The sequence below is a fragment of the Variovorax sp. GW821-FHT10B04 genome, from assembly GCF_059415645.1.
This window is the reverse complement of record NZ_JBWKNQ010000008.1, coordinates 203,802-219,311: the sequence shown is the minus strand read 5'-3', so window position 1 is coordinate 219,311 and position 15,510 is coordinate 203,802. Positions and strand designations below refer to the sequence as shown.

The window sequence follows — 15,510 nt, the reverse complement described above, 5'->3', positions numbered from 1 at the left end:
GACGCATCCGGAGAACCCTGCATGGGCCCAGAATTTGAGAAACCGGTACCGCCGCTCACGCAACGCGTGAGCCGCTTCATCCTTGATCAGGCGCTGGCCGGCAGCTACCAGAACGGCCGCCATCTGACCGAGGCGGACCTGGCCAGCCGGCTGGGCATTTCGCGCACGCCGGTGCGCGCCGCACTGCGCTTCCTGCATGAGCGCGCGGTGCTGGCGCACCTGCCCAACCGCGGCTACACGCTGGCCGCGGACCGCGAGGCGCTCGGCCTGGCGCGCCGCGACATGCCGGAGGACGAGGAGAAGACGCTGTACTACCGGCTGCTGCGCGACCGCCTGGCCGGCAAGCTGCCGACCCGCGTCAACGAGCTCGAACTCGCGCAGACCTACGGCGTGCGCCGGCCGCTGTTGCGCAGCGTGCTCACCACGATGCTGCAGGACGGCGTGCTGCGCGGGCGCCACTACCAGCGCTGGGAGTTCACCGAAACGCTGGACTCTGTCGAGAGCGAACGCGAGAGCTACCGGTTCCGCCTGACGGTCGAGTGCGCCGCGCTGCGCGAGCCCGGATTCCGCATCGACCGCGACCGGCTGCTGGCCTGCCGCGACCGCCAGCGCGCGCTGATCAGCCATGCGCCGCGCTACACCTGGATGGACTTCTTCGAAGCCAACGCCGAGCTGCACGAACTGCTGGCCAGCGCATCGGGCAACCGCTTCATCCTCGATGCGGTGCGCCAGCAGAACCGGCTGCGCCGCATGTCCGATCTGTCGGACTACCCGCTGGTCAGTGCCGCGGCACTGCGCAAGTCGAGCGAAGAGCATCTGCAGATCCTCGACGCGGTCGAGGCCAACGACCTGCCCGCCGCGGAGCAGCGTATGCGCGCGCACCTCAGCCGGGCCGCCGACATCCTGGAGCGCCGCGTGATCGGCGCCCTCAACGAACGGGAATCCACATGACGTCAACTCTTCTCGCCGACGCGACAGGCACCGCAGGCACGGACGATGCAGCCGGCATCGCCGCTTCGGCCACCGCCCATTACTGGCGCGACGGCTTCGCGCCGCCGGCCGCATCCGGTGCCGGGTCGCCGCCACTGCGTCCGCCGCGCACCACGTCGATCTTCGAGTTTCCGCACAACCGCTGGGCCTTCTCGCACCTGCGCGAACTGCAGCCGACCCGCAACGTGCCGCGCGGCCAGGGCCCGGTCGCCGTGTTGCCGCGTGCCGAGCGCGACGACCTCGACGCGCTCGGATTCGTCCCGCTGCAGGACGGCATGCCCGCCACCTGGCAGGAGGCGCTGGCCGCGGTGCATGCCGATGGCGCGGTGGTGCTGCACCGCGGGCGCATCGTGTACGAGCGCTACTTCGGCGCGCTGCAGGACGATGGCCAGCACATGGCGATGTCGGTCACGAAGTCGGTGGTCGGCACCGTGGGCGCGATGCTGGCCGCCGAAGGCACGCTCGACCCCGAGGCGATGGTCACGCACTACATCCCCGAACTCGCCGCCAGCGCCTTCGGCACGGCGACGGTGCGGCAGGTGATGGACATGACGACCGCGCTCGACTATTCGGAGGACTACGCCGACCCCGATGCCAGCGTCTGGGGCTATGCGCGCGCAGGCGAACTGCTGCCGCGGCCTGCGGGCTATGCGGGGCCGCAGGGCTTCCGGCAGTTCCTGCAGACCGTGCCGCAGCGTGGCGTGCACGGCGATGCCTTTGCCTACAAGACCGTCAACACCGACGTGCTGGGCTGGCTCGTCAGCCGTGCGTCCGGCCGGTCGCTCGCGCGGGTGCTGAGCGAGCGCATCTGGTCGCGGCTCGGCGCCGAGCAGGACGCGGCCTTCGCGCTCGACGGCCAGGGTGCCGAGTCGGCCGGCGGCGGCCTGAGCTGCGGGCTGCGCGACCTGGCCCGCTTCGGCGAGATGATGCGACTGCGCGGGCGCTTCAACGGTGCGCAGATCGTGCCGGAAGCGGTCGTCGACGACATCCGCCGCGGCGCCGATCCGGCGCGCTTCGCCAAGGCCGGCATGGTCCGGCTGGCCGGCTGGAGCTACCGCAACATGTGGTGGGTCGCGCACGACCCGCATGGCAGCTTCACGGCGCAGGGCATCCATGGCCAGATGCTGCACATCGATCCGGTGGCGGAGATGGTGGTCGCGCGCTTCGCGTCGCATCCGCTGGCGGCGCATGGCCACCTGCCGACGGTGATGCCGGCGTTCCGCGCACTGGCGGCGCGGCTGATGCAGGCGCCCTGAGCGCAGCGCGGGGCCGCAGCCGCGCCGGCTGCGGCAGGCCGGCTCAGCGCCCGGCGATCACGTCCGCAAAGAAGTCCTGCACCGCGGGCAGCACGCCCGGTATCTTGTGCGCGACGCCGGGCACTTCATCGAAGCGCACCGCGATGCCGTGCCGCTCCCACGACGCCTGCAGCGCGCGCAGGCGGCCGATGCGCGAAGTGCGCTCGTCGTTGATGCCGTCGATGTGGAGCGGGCTGCCGGGTGGCACGGCGATCTCCCAGGTCTCGACATCGTTGCCGCCGACCACCATCTGCACGTGCACCTGGCGCAACGCGTCGATGTCGACGGCCCGGCCGAAGCGCTCGGCCAGGTCGGCCACGCCGCGCCATGCGGGCGCCGACAGGTCCAGCGGCGTGACCACGCCCGGCGCGCCGATCGATGCCGCGAGCAGGCGTTGCGGCTGCAGGTAGGCGAAGCGGTGCGTGAAGTGCCCGCCGCCCGAGAAGCCATGCAGCAGGAAGCGCGGCGCGGTGCGCCATTTGCGCGCGACCTCGTCGACCATCTGCAGCAGCACGAGGTCGTAGCGCACGCCGTGCGACTCGATCCACTTGTAGCCATCGGCCGCACCGGGCGCGCCCAGGCCGACCGGAAACAGCGGCGCCAGCGCGATGCAGTGGTGTTCTTCGCAGAAGGCCTGGAAGGCGTCGCGGTAGACGTGCGGCGTGCGGTTGCTGCCATGCACCAGCACCACCAGCGGGTAAGTGCGCGCAGCGTCTTCGTCGTAGCTCTGCGGCACGTACATGCAGTATGCAAAGCGCTGGTCGGCCTGCAGTGCGTAGAAGGGCGTGGCGCCCCAGTCGTAGTAGCTCAGCAGGCGTCCATGGCCCGGCGTGGATTTCATGCGTGCTGTCCTTCGGTGGGCGTCGACGCTGCCGCGGCGCCACGTTGAGCGCGCAGCCAGCGCGCCGAGTCGTCGAAGGCGCGGCCGGCCACGTCGACCGAGCCGACCATCTCCAGGAAGCCGTGGATGGTGCCGGGGTACAGCGTCGACTGCACCTCGACGCCGGCGGCCGACAGCCGCGCCGCCATCTCCACGCTGTCGTCCTGCAGCGGGTCGAGTTCGGTGATCACCAGGAAGGCCGGCGGCAGGCCTTGGAGCCGGGCGCTCAGGCTGTTCATGCGCGGGTCGCTGAAGTCCTCGGGCTTGCGCAGGTAGAGCGCCTGGAACCAGACCATCATGTAGACCGACAGGCCGTACTCGCCCGCGCCGTAGCGCAGCGCCGACGCGTGGTAGAGATCGGTGCGGTAGGCGCCGTAGTTCAGCAGCATGCCGCACGGCAGCAGGTGGCCTTCGTCGCGCAGCGTCAGGCAGGTGCCGAGCGACAGGTTGGCGCCGGCCGAGTCGCCGCCGATGAAGAGCTGCGCGGGGTCGATGTCGAGCGTCTGCGCGTTCGCCTGCAGCCAGCGCATCACGTCCACGCATTCGTCGAGCGGCTGCGGAAAGCAGGCTTCCGGCGCCAGCGAATAGGCAACGCCGATCACGGCGATGCCGGCGCGGCTCGCGTACTCGCGCATCACGCGGTCGTGCGTGTCGAGGCTGAAGAGCGCGAAGCCGCCGCCGTGCAGGTAGACGAGTGCGCCTTTCAAGGCGCGGCCTTCGGGGTAGTGGACGCGCACGCGCACGTCGCCGTGGCGCGTCGGCAGAAGCTGCTCGACGGTGCGCGCCATCGCCGGGCCGCCCTGGGCGGCGGGTACGCGCAGCTTCTCGGCGATGGCCCGGCCTTCCGCGATCGGGATCAGGTGGCGCGGCGGGTACTTCAGGCTTTCGGCGCCCATCTGGCGCATCACGGCCAGGACCTGCGGGTCGAGCGGCGGCGGTGCGCGCGGGGTCAGCCAATCGGGCGCGATGGCGGCGGAGGACGAGGCTGGGGAAGAGGGCGGTGTCACACGGAGCCTTTCGGGACTGTCGGGAGATCGGCCCGCGGCGCGGGCCGGCCGCCGGTCATCTTAGGAAGCGCAGTGTTCTTTGGGTGCCGCGACGGCCATGGTTTTCCGGTGCTGAAAATACAAAGCGAAGAGACCATCAGCGCTGCCGGCGCCGCATCAGCCACTCGATCAGCTCGAACAGCAGTTCGCTCAGCAATGCCAGCGCCGCGGCCGGCAATGCGCCGGCGACCAGCAAGGCGCGGTCGTTCAGCGCCAGCCCGGTGACGATTCGTTCGCCGAAGCCGCCGGCGCCGATGAAGGCCGCGATGGTGGCGGTGCCGATCGCGATCGTGGTGGCGGTGCGCACGCCCGCGATCAAGGTCGGCAGCGCGATCGGCAGCAGCACCAGGCGCAGGTTCTGCGCATGCGTCATGCCCAGCGCGGTGCCAGCCTGCCGCAAGCCGGCCGGCACCTCGGCCAGGCCGGTCACGGTGTTGCGCATGATCGGCAACAGCGAATAGAGCGTGAGCGCGATCAGCGCAGGCAGCGTGCCGATGGCGCCGATCGCCGAGATCAGCACCGCCAGCAGCGCGAGCGACGGAATGGTCTGCAGCAGGCCGGTCAGTCCGAGCAGCACCGCGCGCAGCCGCAGGTGGCCGAACACCAGCACGGCGAGCGGCACCGCGATCAGGATCGCCAGCCCGACCGACACGGCGACCAGCAGCAGATGCTGCCGCGCGAGCCGGCCCAGGTCGGGGCCGAACAGCTTGGCGGCGAAGCTGCGGATCGTGCCGTCACCTGCCTGACTGCCGGCTGCCGCCGGCCCGGCCAGGAAGTCGCGCGCGATGGTGTCGAAGGCCGCGCCCTGCAGCTCGGCGCGTGCGTTCATCGCGATCATCGCGTGCTCGTCGACCCGCCCTTCGAGCTTCTGCAGCGCGGCCCAGGCCTTCGGCTGGCGCGTCGGCAGGTCGAGCCGGTAGAGCACGACCGCGTCGTAGCGCGGGAAGTAGCGGCGATCGTCCTGCAGCACGCGCAGGCCCAGGTGGTCGATCTTCGCGTCTGTGGTGTAGATGTCGATGACGTCGACCTGCTTCGAGGCGATCGCGTCGTAGGCCAGCCCGTGGTCGAGACCGGTCGGCGACTGCGCGAGGCCGTAGCGCGCGGCCAGTCCGCGCCAGCCGTCCGCGCGGCCGATGAACTCGTTCGACAGGCCGAGCTTCAGCTCGGGGTGGCGAGCCAGGTCGCTCAGCGTGCGCAGCTGGAGCCGATCGGCATCGGCCGCGCGCATCGCCAGCGCATAGCCGTCGTTGAAGCCCAGCGGGATCGCGACACCGAGCCCGAGCGGCGCGAGCGCCGTGTTCATGGCGTCGCGCGTCATCGTGCCTTCGCCCTTGAGGATCTCCAGTGCGATGGTGCCGGTGTACTCGGCATACAGGTCGATGCCGCCGGAGCGCAGCGCCTCGTACACGATGGCCGTGTTGCCCAGGCCCTGGCGGACCTGCGGCGCTTCGTGCAGTTGCGGCGCCGCGGTCTGCGCGAGCACCTCGGCCAGGATGTACGACTCGGTGAAGCGCTTCGATCCGATGCGCAAGCCATCGGGCTGGGCCGATGCCACAGATGCGGCGCACAGCATGCACAACAGCATGCCCAGGCGGATCAGCGTGGAAAACCCGACGGGCCAGGCAGGGCGTGATGTGTGCATCCGCCGCAGTTTATAGACGGCGATCGTGATGGCGACGCCGCGTGCGCCGAGTCACGCCGGTTTCCTACAGGCCTTTGTCGGCGTCACCGATGCGGCTTGCGCGGCCGATGAAGGAGAGTCGACGCATCGCGCGGCGGGCTTCATTGCTTCATTCATTGCGCCGCGAACATCCTCTCTTGAAAGACGCCATGGCCGACAAGCCCACGACCAACGCCTCCAAAGCTTCGAAAGCCTCCAGGGTCTCCAAAGCGCCGCAAGCTTCGAAGCCCGCCAAAGGAGCCAAGGCTTCGAAATCGGCCGCTGCCGAGAAAGCCGTTCCCTACGTCGAAGTCCACGGCGCGCGCGAGCTGCCGTCGGTCACGGTCGACGGCTACAGCCTGCAGGTGCGCGACAAGGACGGCTTCGTCGGCGACCAGGCCAGCCAGACCGCCTTCCGCGAGCTGCTGGAGCGCTGGCGCAAGCGTCGCCGCAAGAAGGGCGACGATCCGCTCGGGCTGTCGCATTCGCGCGACCTCACGAAGAAGCAGCTCGACCTGGTCGTCGCGGCCAAGCATGCGTCGGAGGCCGGCGACATCGTGCACGGTGCGATCGAGGAGTTCGCTCAGGACCTGGCCTATGTGATCCAGCGCTTCCTTCGCCAGCCTTCATGGGACCGGGTCGAGCGCATCGTGATCGGTGGCGGATTTCCCGAGAGCGACGTGGGCGAGCGGGCCATCCTGCAGGCCGCGGCCATCCTCGAAGAGATGCGCATCCACGTGCAGATCGCGCGGCTGTCGCACGAGGTCGACAACGGCGGTCTGATCGGCTGGGTGCATCTGACGCCGCCGCCGATGCTCAAGGGCCACGACGCGATCCTCGCGGTCGACATCGGCGGCACCAACGTGCGCTGCGGCATCGTCAAGACGCGCGTGCGCCGGGCCGCCGACCTGTCGAAGGCCAAGGTGGTGCGGCGCGAGAAATGGCGCCATGCCGACGACAAGCCGAGCCGCCGCGGGCTGGTCGACCGCCTCGCGGAGATGCTGGAGGACATGGTGCGCTACAGCGCGCGCAAGAACATCCGGCTCGCGCCCTTCATCGGCATCGCCTGCCCGGGCGTGATCCGCAAGGACGGGTCGATCGCCAACGGCACGCAGAACCTGCCCGGCGACTGGGAGGCCGACACCTTCCACCTGCCGAGCGAGCTGCGCAAGAAGATCCCGGTCATCAGCAACCAGCTCACGACGGTGCTGATGCACAACGACGCGGTGGTGCAGGGGCTGAGCGAGCTGCCCTTCATGCAGGAGGTGCGCCGCTGGGGCGTGCTGACCATCGGCACGGGGCTGGGCAACGCGAGCTACACGAACCGGCGCTGACGGGCCTGGTTGGCCGGCTGAGCGGCCGGATGTGGCGACGCAGCTACAGCTGGAAGGCGACGGTCAGCAACAGGCCTTCCGCCAGGTCGCGCGGCAGCCCGGGCCGATGCGCGCGGTAGGGCGTGCCGCTGGCCGCGACCTTGTCGATCCACTGCGCGAGCCAGTCGATCTCCTGGCGGCCGTAGAACACGACGGCGGCTTCATGGTTGAGCAGCAGGCTGCGCAGGTCGAGGTTGATGGAGCCGCACATCGCCAGTTCCTCGTCCACGACAACGGCCTTGGCATGCGCCATGAAGGGCAGCATGCGGAAGTTCACGCCGGCATGCGCCAGGTCGCGCATGGCGCGGGCGCGCACGAAGTCGGTCAGCCGGTGGTTCGAGCGCTCTGGAATCGCGATGGTCACCTGCACGCCGCGCCGCGCGGCCAGCCGCAGCGCGTTGCGCAGTCCGTCGTCGGGCACGAAGTAGGGCGTGACGGCGAGCAGCCGGTGCTCGGCGCGGAAGCACGCGTCGATCAGCAGCGCATGGGCGGTGTCCTCGGTCTGGTCGGGGCCGCTCGGCAGGAACTGCGCGAAGTCGCCCGCGACGTCGCCCGGCGGCGGCGCGACCGGGCGCTTGTGGCGCCCGAGCACCGAGCCCCAGTCATGGTTGAACTGGCGCGCCGCGGCGCTCGCCACGTCGCCGTGCAGGTCGAAGGACAGGTCGTGCCACGGCACCGGATGCGCGTCGTTGCCGGTGAAGTACTCGCCTGCCAGATTGCGCCCACCGGCCCAGAGCCAGGCGTCGTCGGCGATCGTGAGCTTGCGATGGTTGCGCAGGTTGCGCGGGCCGCTGCGGCGCAGGCCGAAGAAGGGGCGGAACACCGACACCTCGCCGCCCGCGGCGCGCAACGCGTCGAAGTGGCGGCGCGGCAGCGTGAGCGCGCCGAAGCCGTCGAGCAGCACCCGCACGTGGATGCCGTCGCGCGCGCGCTGCGTGAGCCGCGCGATCACCTCGTGCCCGAGCGGGTCGTCGCCGATGATGAAGGTGCAGACGTCGATGCGTTCCTGCGCACCGTCGATCACGCGCCACAGCGCGTCGCGTGCAGCAGCGCCGTCGGCATGCAGCCGGATGTCGCAGCGGCCCGGTGCGGCGAGGCCGAAGCTTTCGATCAGGTCGGCTGCCCAATGTCCCGCGGGCCCCGAGCGTGGCGGCCGCGGCGAGCCGGAGGGGCGCAGCTTGCGCTGGCCGAACAGCAGGTACATCGGCAGCGTGAGATAGGGCAGCAGCAGCAGCCCCATGACCCAGGCGATCGCCGTGGCCGGCGCCCGCTGCTCGCGCCGCGCCCGCGTGGTCAGCACGTAGGCGAGCAATGCACCGGTGACGACCAGGAAGTGCTGGGAGAGGGAAGGCAGCCAGGCCAGGAAGGGATGCGCCATGCGTCGAGGTTAACCCGCGGCATGGCGCGCGGCCCGCATGACCTGTGCGGGCCGGGGCTTGTGGCTCAGTCCTTCCAGACTTCCTGTGCCGTCTCGATGACCAGCCGCAGCTTGGCGCGCTGCGCCTCGACCGCGATGTTGTTGCCGTGCACGGTGCTCGAAAAACCGCACTGCGGCGACAGCGCGAGCTGCTCCAGCGGCGCGTACTTGGCGGCGGCTTCGATGCGGCGCTTGAGCTCGTCCTTGTCTTCCATCTCGCCGAACTTGGTGGTCACCAGGCCCAGCACCACGGTCTTGCCCTCCGGCAGGAAGCGCAGCGGCTTGAAGTCGCCGGAACGGGCGTCGTCGTACTCCATGAAGTAGGCGTCGAGGTCCATCTCCTTCAGCAAGGCCTCCGCCACCGGCTCGTAGTTGCCGGCCGCGGCATGCGTGCTCTTGAAGTTGCCGCGGCACAGATGCATCGCGAGCAGCATGCCCGGCGGCTTCTGCGCGACCACCTTGTTGATGAAGGCGGCGTAGCGGTGCGGCAGTTCGTTCGGGTCGTCGCCGCGCTGGCGGGCCGCCTCGCGCATGTTCTCGTCGCACAGGTAGGCGAGGTTGGTGTCGTCCATCTGCACGTAGTTGCAGCCGGCCGCGGCCAGCGAGCGCAGCTCGTCGCCATAGGCCTTGGCCACGTCGTCGTAGAACGCCGGGTCGAGCTCGGGATAGGCCTGTTTGCTGATGCCCGCACGGCCGCCACGGAAGTGCAGCATGGTCGGCGAGGGGATCGTCACCTTGGGCGTGTTGCCGGCCGACACCTGGCTCTTCAGGTACTGGAAGTCCGCGAGCTGGATGTCCTTGACGTGGCGCACCTTGTCGATGACGCGCAGCACCGGCGGCGCCAGTTCTTCGCTGCCGTCGGGCTTGCGGATCGTCACCGGGATGTCCGTCTTCACGCCGCCGAGCTGGTCGAGGAAGTCGATGTGGAAATAGGTGCGGCGGAATTCGCCGTCGGTGATGCTCTTCAGGCCGATGTCTTCCTGGAACTTCACGATCTCGGTGATCGCCTTGTCTTCGACGGTGCGCAACTGCTCGGGCGTGATCTCGCCCTTGGCTTTGCGCTCGCGGGCCTCGAGCAGGTATTGCGGTCGCAGGAAGCTCCCGACGTGGTCGTAGCGGGCGGGCAGGGCAGCATGTGACATGGTGTTCGTCGTCTCCGGTTCTGGGGTTGCAGGGAAAGGTCGATCCATCGTAAACGCTGTCTGCAGTCGTTCAATGGATACAGAACCTTCAGTGTTTACCCTTGATGGAGCCGAATCGCCTGGGATTTGTGGGCTGCGCTGGATACATTGCGTATCCCATGAAGACGCCAGCGAACGCCCCACCCACCGCTCGGAACGTGACGGTCGGCGAGGCCGAAGCCAGCGAGGGCGGCATGCAGTTCTCGCAGGCCGTCAAGACGCAGTTGCGCCTGCGCGAGATGGTGCTGGCCGGTGAGTTGCCGGGCGGCGCGCGCATCGCCGAGGTCGCGATCTCCGAGCTACTGGGCGTGTCGCGCACGCCGGTGCGCAGCGCGCTGATGCGGCTCGAACAGGAAGGCTTGCTACAGGCGCTGCAGAACGGCGGCTATGCGGTCAAGACCTTCTCGGAGCGCGACGTGGCCGACTCGATCGAGCTGCGCGGCACGCTCGAAGGACTCGCGGCCCGGCTTGCCGCCGAACGCGGCGCGCCGCCGGTCGTGCTGCGCGAGGCGCGGGCCTGCCTGACGCGCATCGATGCCCTGCTGCGCGAGCCGTCGCTCGACGATGCGGCCTTCTCGCGCTACGTCGGCTTCAACGAGAACTTCCATCTGCTGCTGGCCGAGATGTCGGGCAGCCCGGTGATCGCGCAGCAGTTGCAGCGCATCGTCAACCTGCCGTTCGCATCGCCGTCGGGGTTCGTCGTGGTGCAGGCGAATTCGCCGGCGGCGCGCGACATGCTGATGATTGCGCAGGACCAGCACGTGCAGGTGCTCGACGCGATCGAGAACCGCGAGGGCTCGCGGGCCGAGGCGCTGATGCGCGAGCACAGCCGCATCGCGCAGCGCAATCTGAAGGAGGCGCTGCACGGCACCGCCAACCATCCGCTGCCCGGCGTGCAGCTCATCCGGCGACGCGACTACTGATCCACCCCGATGACCTCGATGACCCCGACGACACGACACCCGAGGGAGGCCGCGCGATCATCGCGCAGGCGCTTTGCTGATCGCGCAGAAGGCGTCTGTCGGCGTGCGTCCTTAGGTAGTTCCCAAGGCCCCCGAATCCATTACCTCTGTTCACAATAACCCCCACCCGGCATTCCCACAAGGAGACAAATCCCATGCAGCGTCGACATCTCATCCAGGCCGCGAGCCTGACCGCCATCGCCCTCGCCATGCCGTTCGCGCATGCGCAGGACAACAGTTTCAAGATCGGCCTGATCCTTCCGATGACCGGACAGTCGGCCTCCACCGGCCGCCAGATCGAAGCCGCCGCGCGTCTCTACATGGCGCAGAACGGCGACACCGTCGCCGGCAAGAAGGTGCAGCTGATCGTCAAGGACGACACCGGCCTGCCCGACGTGAGCAAGCGCCTGGCCCAGGAGCTGGTGGTGAACGACAAGGTCAACGTGCTGGCCGGCTTCGGCCTCACGCCGCTGGCGCTGTCGGTGGCGCCGGTCGCCACGCAGTCGAAGACGCCGCAGCTCGTGATGGCTGCCGCCACGTCGAGCATCACCGAGGCATCGCCGTACATCGTGCGTTCGGGCTTCACGCTGCCGCAGGTGTCGGTGCCGATGGGCGACTGGGCGCCGAAGAACGGCATCAAGAGCGTGGTGACGCTGGTGGCCGACTACGGCCCCGGCAACGATGCCGAGAAGTACTTCAGCGAGCGCTTCCAGCTCAACGGCGGCAAGGTGCTCGACAAGCTGCGCGTGCCGCTGCGCAACCCGGACTTCGCGCCTTTCCTGCAGAAGGTGCGCGACATCAAGCCCGATGCGCTGTTCGTGTTCGTGCCCTCGGGCGCCGGCGCGGCCGTGATGAAGCAGTTCCTGGAGCGCGGCATGGACAAGGCCGGCATCAAGATGATCGCGACCGGCGACGTGACCGACGACGACCAGCTCAACGACATGGGCGACGGCGCACTCGGCGTGGTCACCTCGCACCATTACTCGGCCGCGCATCCGTCGGCGCTGAACAAGAAGTTCGTCGAGGCCTTCGAGAAGGCCAACCCGAAGATGCGGCCCAACTTCATGGCCGTCGGTGGCTACGACGGCATGCGCGTGATCTACGAGGCGCTCAAGACGACCAAGGGCCAGGGTGGCGGCGACGCGCTGCTGGCCGCGATGAAGGGCCAGATCTTCGAAAGCCCGCGCGGCCAGATCCTGATCGACGCGCAGACCCGCGACGTGGTGCAGGACGTGTACCTGCGCAAGGTCGAGAAGAAGGACGGCCAGCTCTACAACGTCGAGTTCGACGTGATCAAGTCCGTCAAGGACCCGGCAAAAACCAAGTAAGCGCACGAGGACGCGAATCGCAGCATGCTCACTATTCTCTTTGACGGTATCGCCTACGGCATGCTGCTGTTCGTGCTCGCAGTCGGGCTCGCCGTGACGCTGGGGCTGATGAACTTCATCAACCTCGCGCACGGCGCGTTCGCGATGGCGGGCGGCTATCTCACCGTGTTCGCGATGCAGAAGTTCGGCGTGCCCTTCCTGTGGTGCCTGCCGCTCGCCTTCGTCGTGGTCGGGCTGGCGGGAGCGCTGCTGGAACGCACGCTGTACCGGCCGATGTACGGCAAGTCGCACCTCGACCAGGTGCTGTTCTCGATCGGGCTGGCCTTCATGGCGGTGGCCGCGATCGACTACTTCGTCGGCTCCTCGCAGCAGAACGTTCAGTTGCCCGAATGGCTGCGCGGCCGCAGCGAGTTCGGCGACGGCGCGCTGCTGCTCGGCATGGGCCATTACCGCCTGTTCATCATCGCCGTCTGCGCCGTGCTGACCGTCGCGCTGCAGCTCATCCTGTCGAAGACGCGCTTCGGCAGCCGGCTGCGCGCCGCGGTCGACGACCCGCGCGTGGCGGCGGGGCTGGGCATCAACGTCAACGTGGTGTTCCTGCTGACCTTCGCGGTCGGCTCCGGCCTGGCCGGGCTGGGCGGTGCGCTCGGTGCCGAGATCCTCGGGCTCGATCCGACCTTCCCGCTCAAGTACATGATCTATTTCCTGATCGTGGTGTCGGTCGGCGGTACCTCGTCGATCACCGGACCGCTGGCGGCGGCGCTGCTGCTGGGCATCGCCGACGTGGGCGGCAAATACTTCATTCCCAAGATGGGCGCTTTCACCGTCTACCTGCTGATGATCCTGATCCTCATGTGGCGCCCGCAGGGCCTGTTCGTGCGCAAGGGAGCACGCTGATGGCCGCCTTCTCCGTTGCCGACGCGCAGGCCGCGTTGTTGCGCAAGGCGCGCTGGAAGCCGCTCGAATTCGTCGCCTGGGCCGTGGCCTTCGCGCTGCCGCTCGCGATGCCCTCGCATTCGCTGCTGGTCAACGAGATCGCGATCGTCGCGCTGTTCGCGATGTCGCTCGACCTGATCCTCGGCTACACCGGCATCGTGTCGCTCGGCCATGCCGCCTTCTTCGGTTTCGGCGCCTACGTGGCGGCGTTGTTCGCCAAGCTCGTGATGCCGGACCCGACGGTCGGGCTGCTGGTCGCGATGCTCGCGGCCGCGGCGCTGGGGGCGGTGGCCAGCGTCACGATCCTGCGCGGCAGCGACCTCACGCGGCTGATGGTCACGCTGGGCACTGCGCTGCTGCTGCTCGAACTCGCCAACAAGCTCGACTGGCTGACCGGCGGTGCCGACGGGCTGCAGGGCGTGGTGCTCGGGCCGGTGCTCGGCCTGTTCGAGTTCGACCTGTTCGGCCGCGTCGCCGCCTGGTATTCGCTGGGCATCACGCTCGTGCTGTTCCTGCTCATGCGGCGGCTCGTGCATTCGCCCTTCGGCGCCACGCTGAAGGCGATCCGCGACAACCGGCTGCGCGCCATGGCGATCGGCCTGCCGGTCGGCTTGCGGCTCGCGGTGATCTACACGATCGCAGCCGGCGTGGCGGGTGCCGCGGGTGCGCTGCTCGCGCAGACCACCGGCTTCGCGTCGCTCGACGTGCTGGCCTTCGACCGTTCCGCCGACGTGGTGCTGATGCTCGTGATCGGTGGCGTGGGCTGGCTCTACGGTGGCGTGGCGGGCGCCATCGTCTTCAAGCTGCTGCAGAACTGGCTGTCCGCCGTCACGCCGCAGTACTGGATGTTCTGGATCGGCCTGATCCTGGTGCTGCTGGTGCTGGTCGGGCGCGAACGCCTGCTGCATCCATCGGCCTGGTTCGGCAGCAAGCGAAAGGCCGGACCATGAGTGCATCGATTGCAAGCGACGCCGACGTCGTGCTGTCGGCCACCGGCCTGGTGATGCGCTTCGGCGGCATCACGGCCACCAACAACGTTTCGCTGAACCTGCGGCGCGGCGCTCGCCACGCGCTGATCGGCCCGAACGGCGCCGGCAAGACCACGCTGATCAATCTGCTGACGGGCGTGCTCGTGCCGACCGAAGGCAGCATCCGGCTGCTCGGCGAGGACATCACGAACCTCGCGCCGCACCGCCGTGTGGCGCGCGGCATGGTGCGGACCTTCCAGATCAACCAGCTTTTCGATTCGATGACGCCGCTGGAGACGCTGGCGCTGGTGGTGTCGCAGCAGCAGGGCATCGCCGCGCAATGGTGGCGGCCGCTCGGCGCGTCGCGCGTGGTGGTCGAACGCGCTGCGCAGCTGCTCGAACAGTTCCATCTGGGCGACGTGGCGCGGCAACCGGTCAAGCAGCTGGCCTATGGCAAGCGCCGGCTGCTCGAGATCGCCATTGCGCTGGCCTGCGAGCCGCGCGTGCTGCTGCTAGACGAGCCGGTGGCGGGCGTGCCCGCCGGCGAGCGCGAGGAGCTGCTGCAGACCGTGGCCGCCCTGCCGGCCGACGTGTCGGTGCTGCTGATCGAGCACGACATGGACCTGGTGTTCAGCTTCGCCGACCGCATGACGGTGCTGGTCAACGGCACGCTGCTGACCGAGGGCGACCCGGACACGATCGCGAACGATCCGAAGGTGAAAGAGGTGTACCTGGGTCACGGTGCCACGGAGGATGCCCATGTCTGAGCTGCTGCACATCGAGAACCTCAGCGCCGGCTACGGCGAGGCCGTGGTGCTGCACGACGTGGCGTTGTCGCTCGGCGAAGGCCGGACGCTCGCGCTGCTCGGGCGCAACGGCACGGGCAAGACCACGCTGATCAACACGCTCGCCGGCGCCACGCGCCAGCATGGCGGCAGCATCGCGCTGGGCGGCGTTGCGCTGCACAAGCTCGCGCCGCACCAGCGTGCCGCGACCGGCATCGGCTGGGTGCCGCAGGAGCGCAATATCTTCAAGTCGCTCACCGTGCACGAGAACCTCACGGCGGTGGAGCGCGCCGGCAAATGGAATGCGCAGCGGGTCTACGAGATGTTCCCGCGCCTGGCCGAGCGCAAGGGCAACCTGGGGACGCAGCTGTCGGGCGGCGAGCAGCAGATGCTCGCGGTCGGCCGCGCGCTGGTCGTGAACCCGCGCCTGCTGCTGCTCGACGAGCCGCTCGAAGGGCTGGCGCCGATCATCGTGGAAGAGCTGCTGCGCGCGATACGCCGCATCACGCGGGACGAAGGCCTGGCCGCGATCATCGTCGAGCAGCATCCGCAGGCGATCCTCGCGATCTCGGACCAGGCCGTGGTGCTCGACCACGGCACGGTGGTCCATGCCGATACGGCGGCTGCATTGCGCGCGCAGCCTGCGGTGCTCGACCGGCTGCTCGGCGTCGCGCGCTGACGCAAGCGGC

At 69.1% G+C, this 15,510-nt stretch carries 14 protein-coding genes; 9 read left to right on the top strand and 5 right to left on the bottom strand.

The features are described 5' to 3' along the window. Window positions 1–21: 21 nt before the first annotated feature. Together AC07PZ_RS20595 and AC07PZ_RS20590 are read left to right on the top strand one after the other, a co-directional pair. Window positions 22–951: a GntR family transcriptional regulator gene (locus AC07PZ_RS20595; RefSeq protein WP_495296981.1), complete on the top strand. Its 930-nt coding sequence runs from the start codon at window positions 22–24 to the stop codon at window positions 949–951. Then, window positions 948–2,246 carry a serine hydrolase domain-containing protein gene (locus AC07PZ_RS20590; protein WP_495296980.1) on the top strand — a complete coding sequence of 433 codons (1,299 nt, stop codon included), beginning with the start codon at window positions 948–950 and terminating at the stop codon, window positions 2,244–2,246. Before AC07PZ_RS20595 ends, AC07PZ_RS20590 begins: the two co-directional genes overlap by 4 nt. A 43-nt stretch (window positions 2,247–2,289) precedes the next feature. Here AC07PZ_RS20590 and AC07PZ_RS20585 read toward each other — a convergent pair whose 3' ends face one another. From AC07PZ_RS20585 to AC07PZ_RS20575, 3 genes are all read right to left on the bottom strand, one after another. Further along, window positions 2,290–3,126 (bottom strand): alpha/beta hydrolase, encoded by an 837-nt coding sequence (locus AC07PZ_RS20585; protein WP_495296979.1) that lies wholly within the window; start codon window positions 3,124–3,126, stop codon window positions 2,290–2,292. Further along, a complete protein-coding gene (locus AC07PZ_RS20580) occupies window positions 3,123–4,172 on the bottom strand; it encodes an alpha/beta hydrolase fold domain-containing protein (RefSeq protein ID WP_495296978.1) in 1,050 nt (349 codons plus the stop codon). Before AC07PZ_RS20580 ends, AC07PZ_RS20585 begins: the two co-directional genes overlap by 4 nt. 136 nt (window positions 4,173–4,308) lie before the next feature. After that, window positions 4,309–5,796, bottom strand: a complete 1,488-nt coding sequence (locus tag AC07PZ_RS20575; protein ID WP_495297098.1) for a glycine betaine ABC transporter substrate-binding protein — start codon at window positions 5,794–5,796, stop codon at window positions 4,309–4,311. Between the two features lie 245 nt (window positions 5,797–6,041). On the opposite strand from AC07PZ_RS20575, the gene AC07PZ_RS20570 reads away from it, so the two are divergent. Beyond that, window positions 6,042–7,205 carry an ROK family protein gene (locus AC07PZ_RS20570; protein ID WP_495296977.1) on the top strand — a complete coding sequence of 388 codons (1,164 nt, stop codon included), beginning with the start codon at window positions 6,042–6,044 and terminating at the stop codon, window positions 7,203–7,205. A gap of 43 nt (window positions 7,206–7,248) precedes the next feature. Here AC07PZ_RS20570 and AC07PZ_RS20565 read toward each other — a convergent pair whose 3' ends face one another. Together AC07PZ_RS20565 and AC07PZ_RS20560 are read right to left on the bottom strand one after the other, a co-directional pair. Then, window positions 7,249–8,622, bottom strand: a complete 1,374-nt coding sequence (locus AC07PZ_RS20565) for a phospholipase D-like domain-containing protein (RefSeq protein WP_495296976.1) — start codon at window positions 8,620–8,622, stop codon at window positions 7,249–7,251. Window positions 8,623–8,687: 65 nt separating this feature from the next. Then, a complete protein-coding gene (locus AC07PZ_RS20560) occupies window positions 8,688–9,803 on the bottom strand; it encodes a 5-methyltetrahydropteroyltriglutamate--homocysteine S-methyltransferase (RefSeq protein ID WP_495296975.1) in 1,116 nt (371 codons plus the stop codon). A gap of 233 nt (window positions 9,804–10,036) precedes the next feature. Between AC07PZ_RS20560 and AC07PZ_RS20555 the strand changes: the two genes are divergently transcribed. From AC07PZ_RS20555 to AC07PZ_RS20530, 6 genes are all read left to right on the top strand, one after another. After that, window positions 10,037–10,765: a GntR family transcriptional regulator gene (locus AC07PZ_RS20555; protein ID WP_495297097.1), complete on the top strand. Its 729-nt coding sequence runs from the start codon at window positions 10,037–10,039 to the stop codon at window positions 10,763–10,765. Between the two features lie 194 nt (window positions 10,766–10,959). Continuing rightward, on the top strand, window positions 10,960–12,132 hold the full coding sequence (locus AC07PZ_RS20550) for an ABC transporter substrate-binding protein (RefSeq protein WP_495296974.1): 1,173 nt from the start codon (window positions 10,960–10,962) through the stop codon (window positions 12,130–12,132). Between the two features lie 24 nt (window positions 12,133–12,156). Beyond that, window positions 12,157–13,029: a branched-chain amino acid ABC transporter permease gene (locus AC07PZ_RS20545; RefSeq protein WP_495296973.1), complete on the top strand. Its 873-nt coding sequence runs from the start codon at window positions 12,157–12,159 to the stop codon at window positions 13,027–13,029. Beyond that, the gene (locus tag AC07PZ_RS20540) at window positions 13,029–14,018 is read left to right on the top strand and encodes a branched-chain amino acid ABC transporter permease (protein ID WP_495296972.1); all 990 of its coding nucleotides are present in this window, start codon (window positions 13,029–13,031) and stop codon (window positions 14,016–14,018) included. The genes AC07PZ_RS20545 and AC07PZ_RS20540 overlap by 1 nt, the downstream gene beginning before the upstream one ends. Continuing rightward, window positions 14,015–14,803 carry an ABC transporter ATP-binding protein gene (locus tag AC07PZ_RS20535; protein WP_495296971.1) on the top strand — a complete coding sequence of 263 codons (789 nt, stop codon included), beginning with the start codon at window positions 14,015–14,017 and terminating at the stop codon, window positions 14,801–14,803. The genes AC07PZ_RS20540 and AC07PZ_RS20535 overlap by 4 nt, the downstream gene beginning before the upstream one ends. Beyond that, complete coding sequence (locus AC07PZ_RS20530; RefSeq protein WP_495296970.1) at window positions 14,796–15,500, top strand: ABC transporter ATP-binding protein; 705 nt, start codon at window positions 14,796–14,798, stop codon at window positions 15,498–15,500. The genes AC07PZ_RS20535 and AC07PZ_RS20530 overlap by 8 nt, the downstream gene beginning before the upstream one ends. The last annotated feature ends 10 nt before the right edge of the window (window positions 15,501–15,510 follow it).

Bases quoted from the DNA above. Each gene is read 5' to 3' on its own strand.
- AC07PZ_RS20595 (WP_495296981.1), top strand. From the start codon at position 22: ATGGGCCCAGAATTTGAGAAACCGGTACCGCCGCTCACGCAACGCGTG.
- AC07PZ_RS20590 (WP_495296980.1), top strand. From the start codon at position 948: ATGACGTCAACTCTTCTCGCCGACGCGACAGGCACCGCAGGCACGGAC.
- AC07PZ_RS20585 (WP_495296979.1), bottom strand. From the start codon at position 3,126: ATGAAATCCACGCCGGGCCATGGACGCCTGCTGAGCTACTACGACTGG.
- AC07PZ_RS20575 (WP_495297098.1), bottom strand. From the start codon at position 5,796: ATGCTGTTGTGCATGCTGTGCGCCGCATCTGTGGCATCGGCCCAGCCC.
- AC07PZ_RS20570 (WP_495296977.1), top strand. From the start codon at position 6,042: ATGGCCGACAAGCCCACGACCAACGCCTCCAAAGCTTCGAAAGCCTCC.
- AC07PZ_RS20565 (WP_495296976.1), bottom strand. From the start codon at position 8,622: ATGGCGCATCCCTTCCTGGCCTGGCTGCCTTCCCTCTCCCAGCACTTC.
- AC07PZ_RS20560 (WP_495296975.1), bottom strand. From the start codon at position 9,803: ATGTCACATGCTGCCCTGCCCGCCCGCTACGACCACGTCGGGAGCTTC.
- AC07PZ_RS20555 (WP_495297097.1), top strand. From the start codon at position 10,037: ATGCAGTTCTCGCAGGCCGTCAAGACGCAGTTGCGCCTGCGCGAGATG.
- AC07PZ_RS20550 (WP_495296974.1), top strand. From the start codon at position 10,960: ATGCAGCGTCGACATCTCATCCAGGCCGCGAGCCTGACCGCCATCGCC.
- AC07PZ_RS20545 (WP_495296973.1), top strand. From the start codon at position 12,157: ATGCTCACTATTCTCTTTGACGGTATCGCCTACGGCATGCTGCTGTTC.
- AC07PZ_RS20540 (WP_495296972.1), top strand. From the start codon at position 13,029: ATGGCCGCCTTCTCCGTTGCCGACGCGCAGGCCGCGTTGTTGCGCAAG.
- AC07PZ_RS20535 (WP_495296971.1), top strand. From the start codon at position 14,015: ATGAGTGCATCGATTGCAAGCGACGCCGACGTCGTGCTGTCGGCCACC.
- AC07PZ_RS20530 (WP_495296970.1), top strand. From the start codon at position 14,796: ATGTCTGAGCTGCTGCACATCGAGAACCTCAGCGCCGGCTACGGCGAG.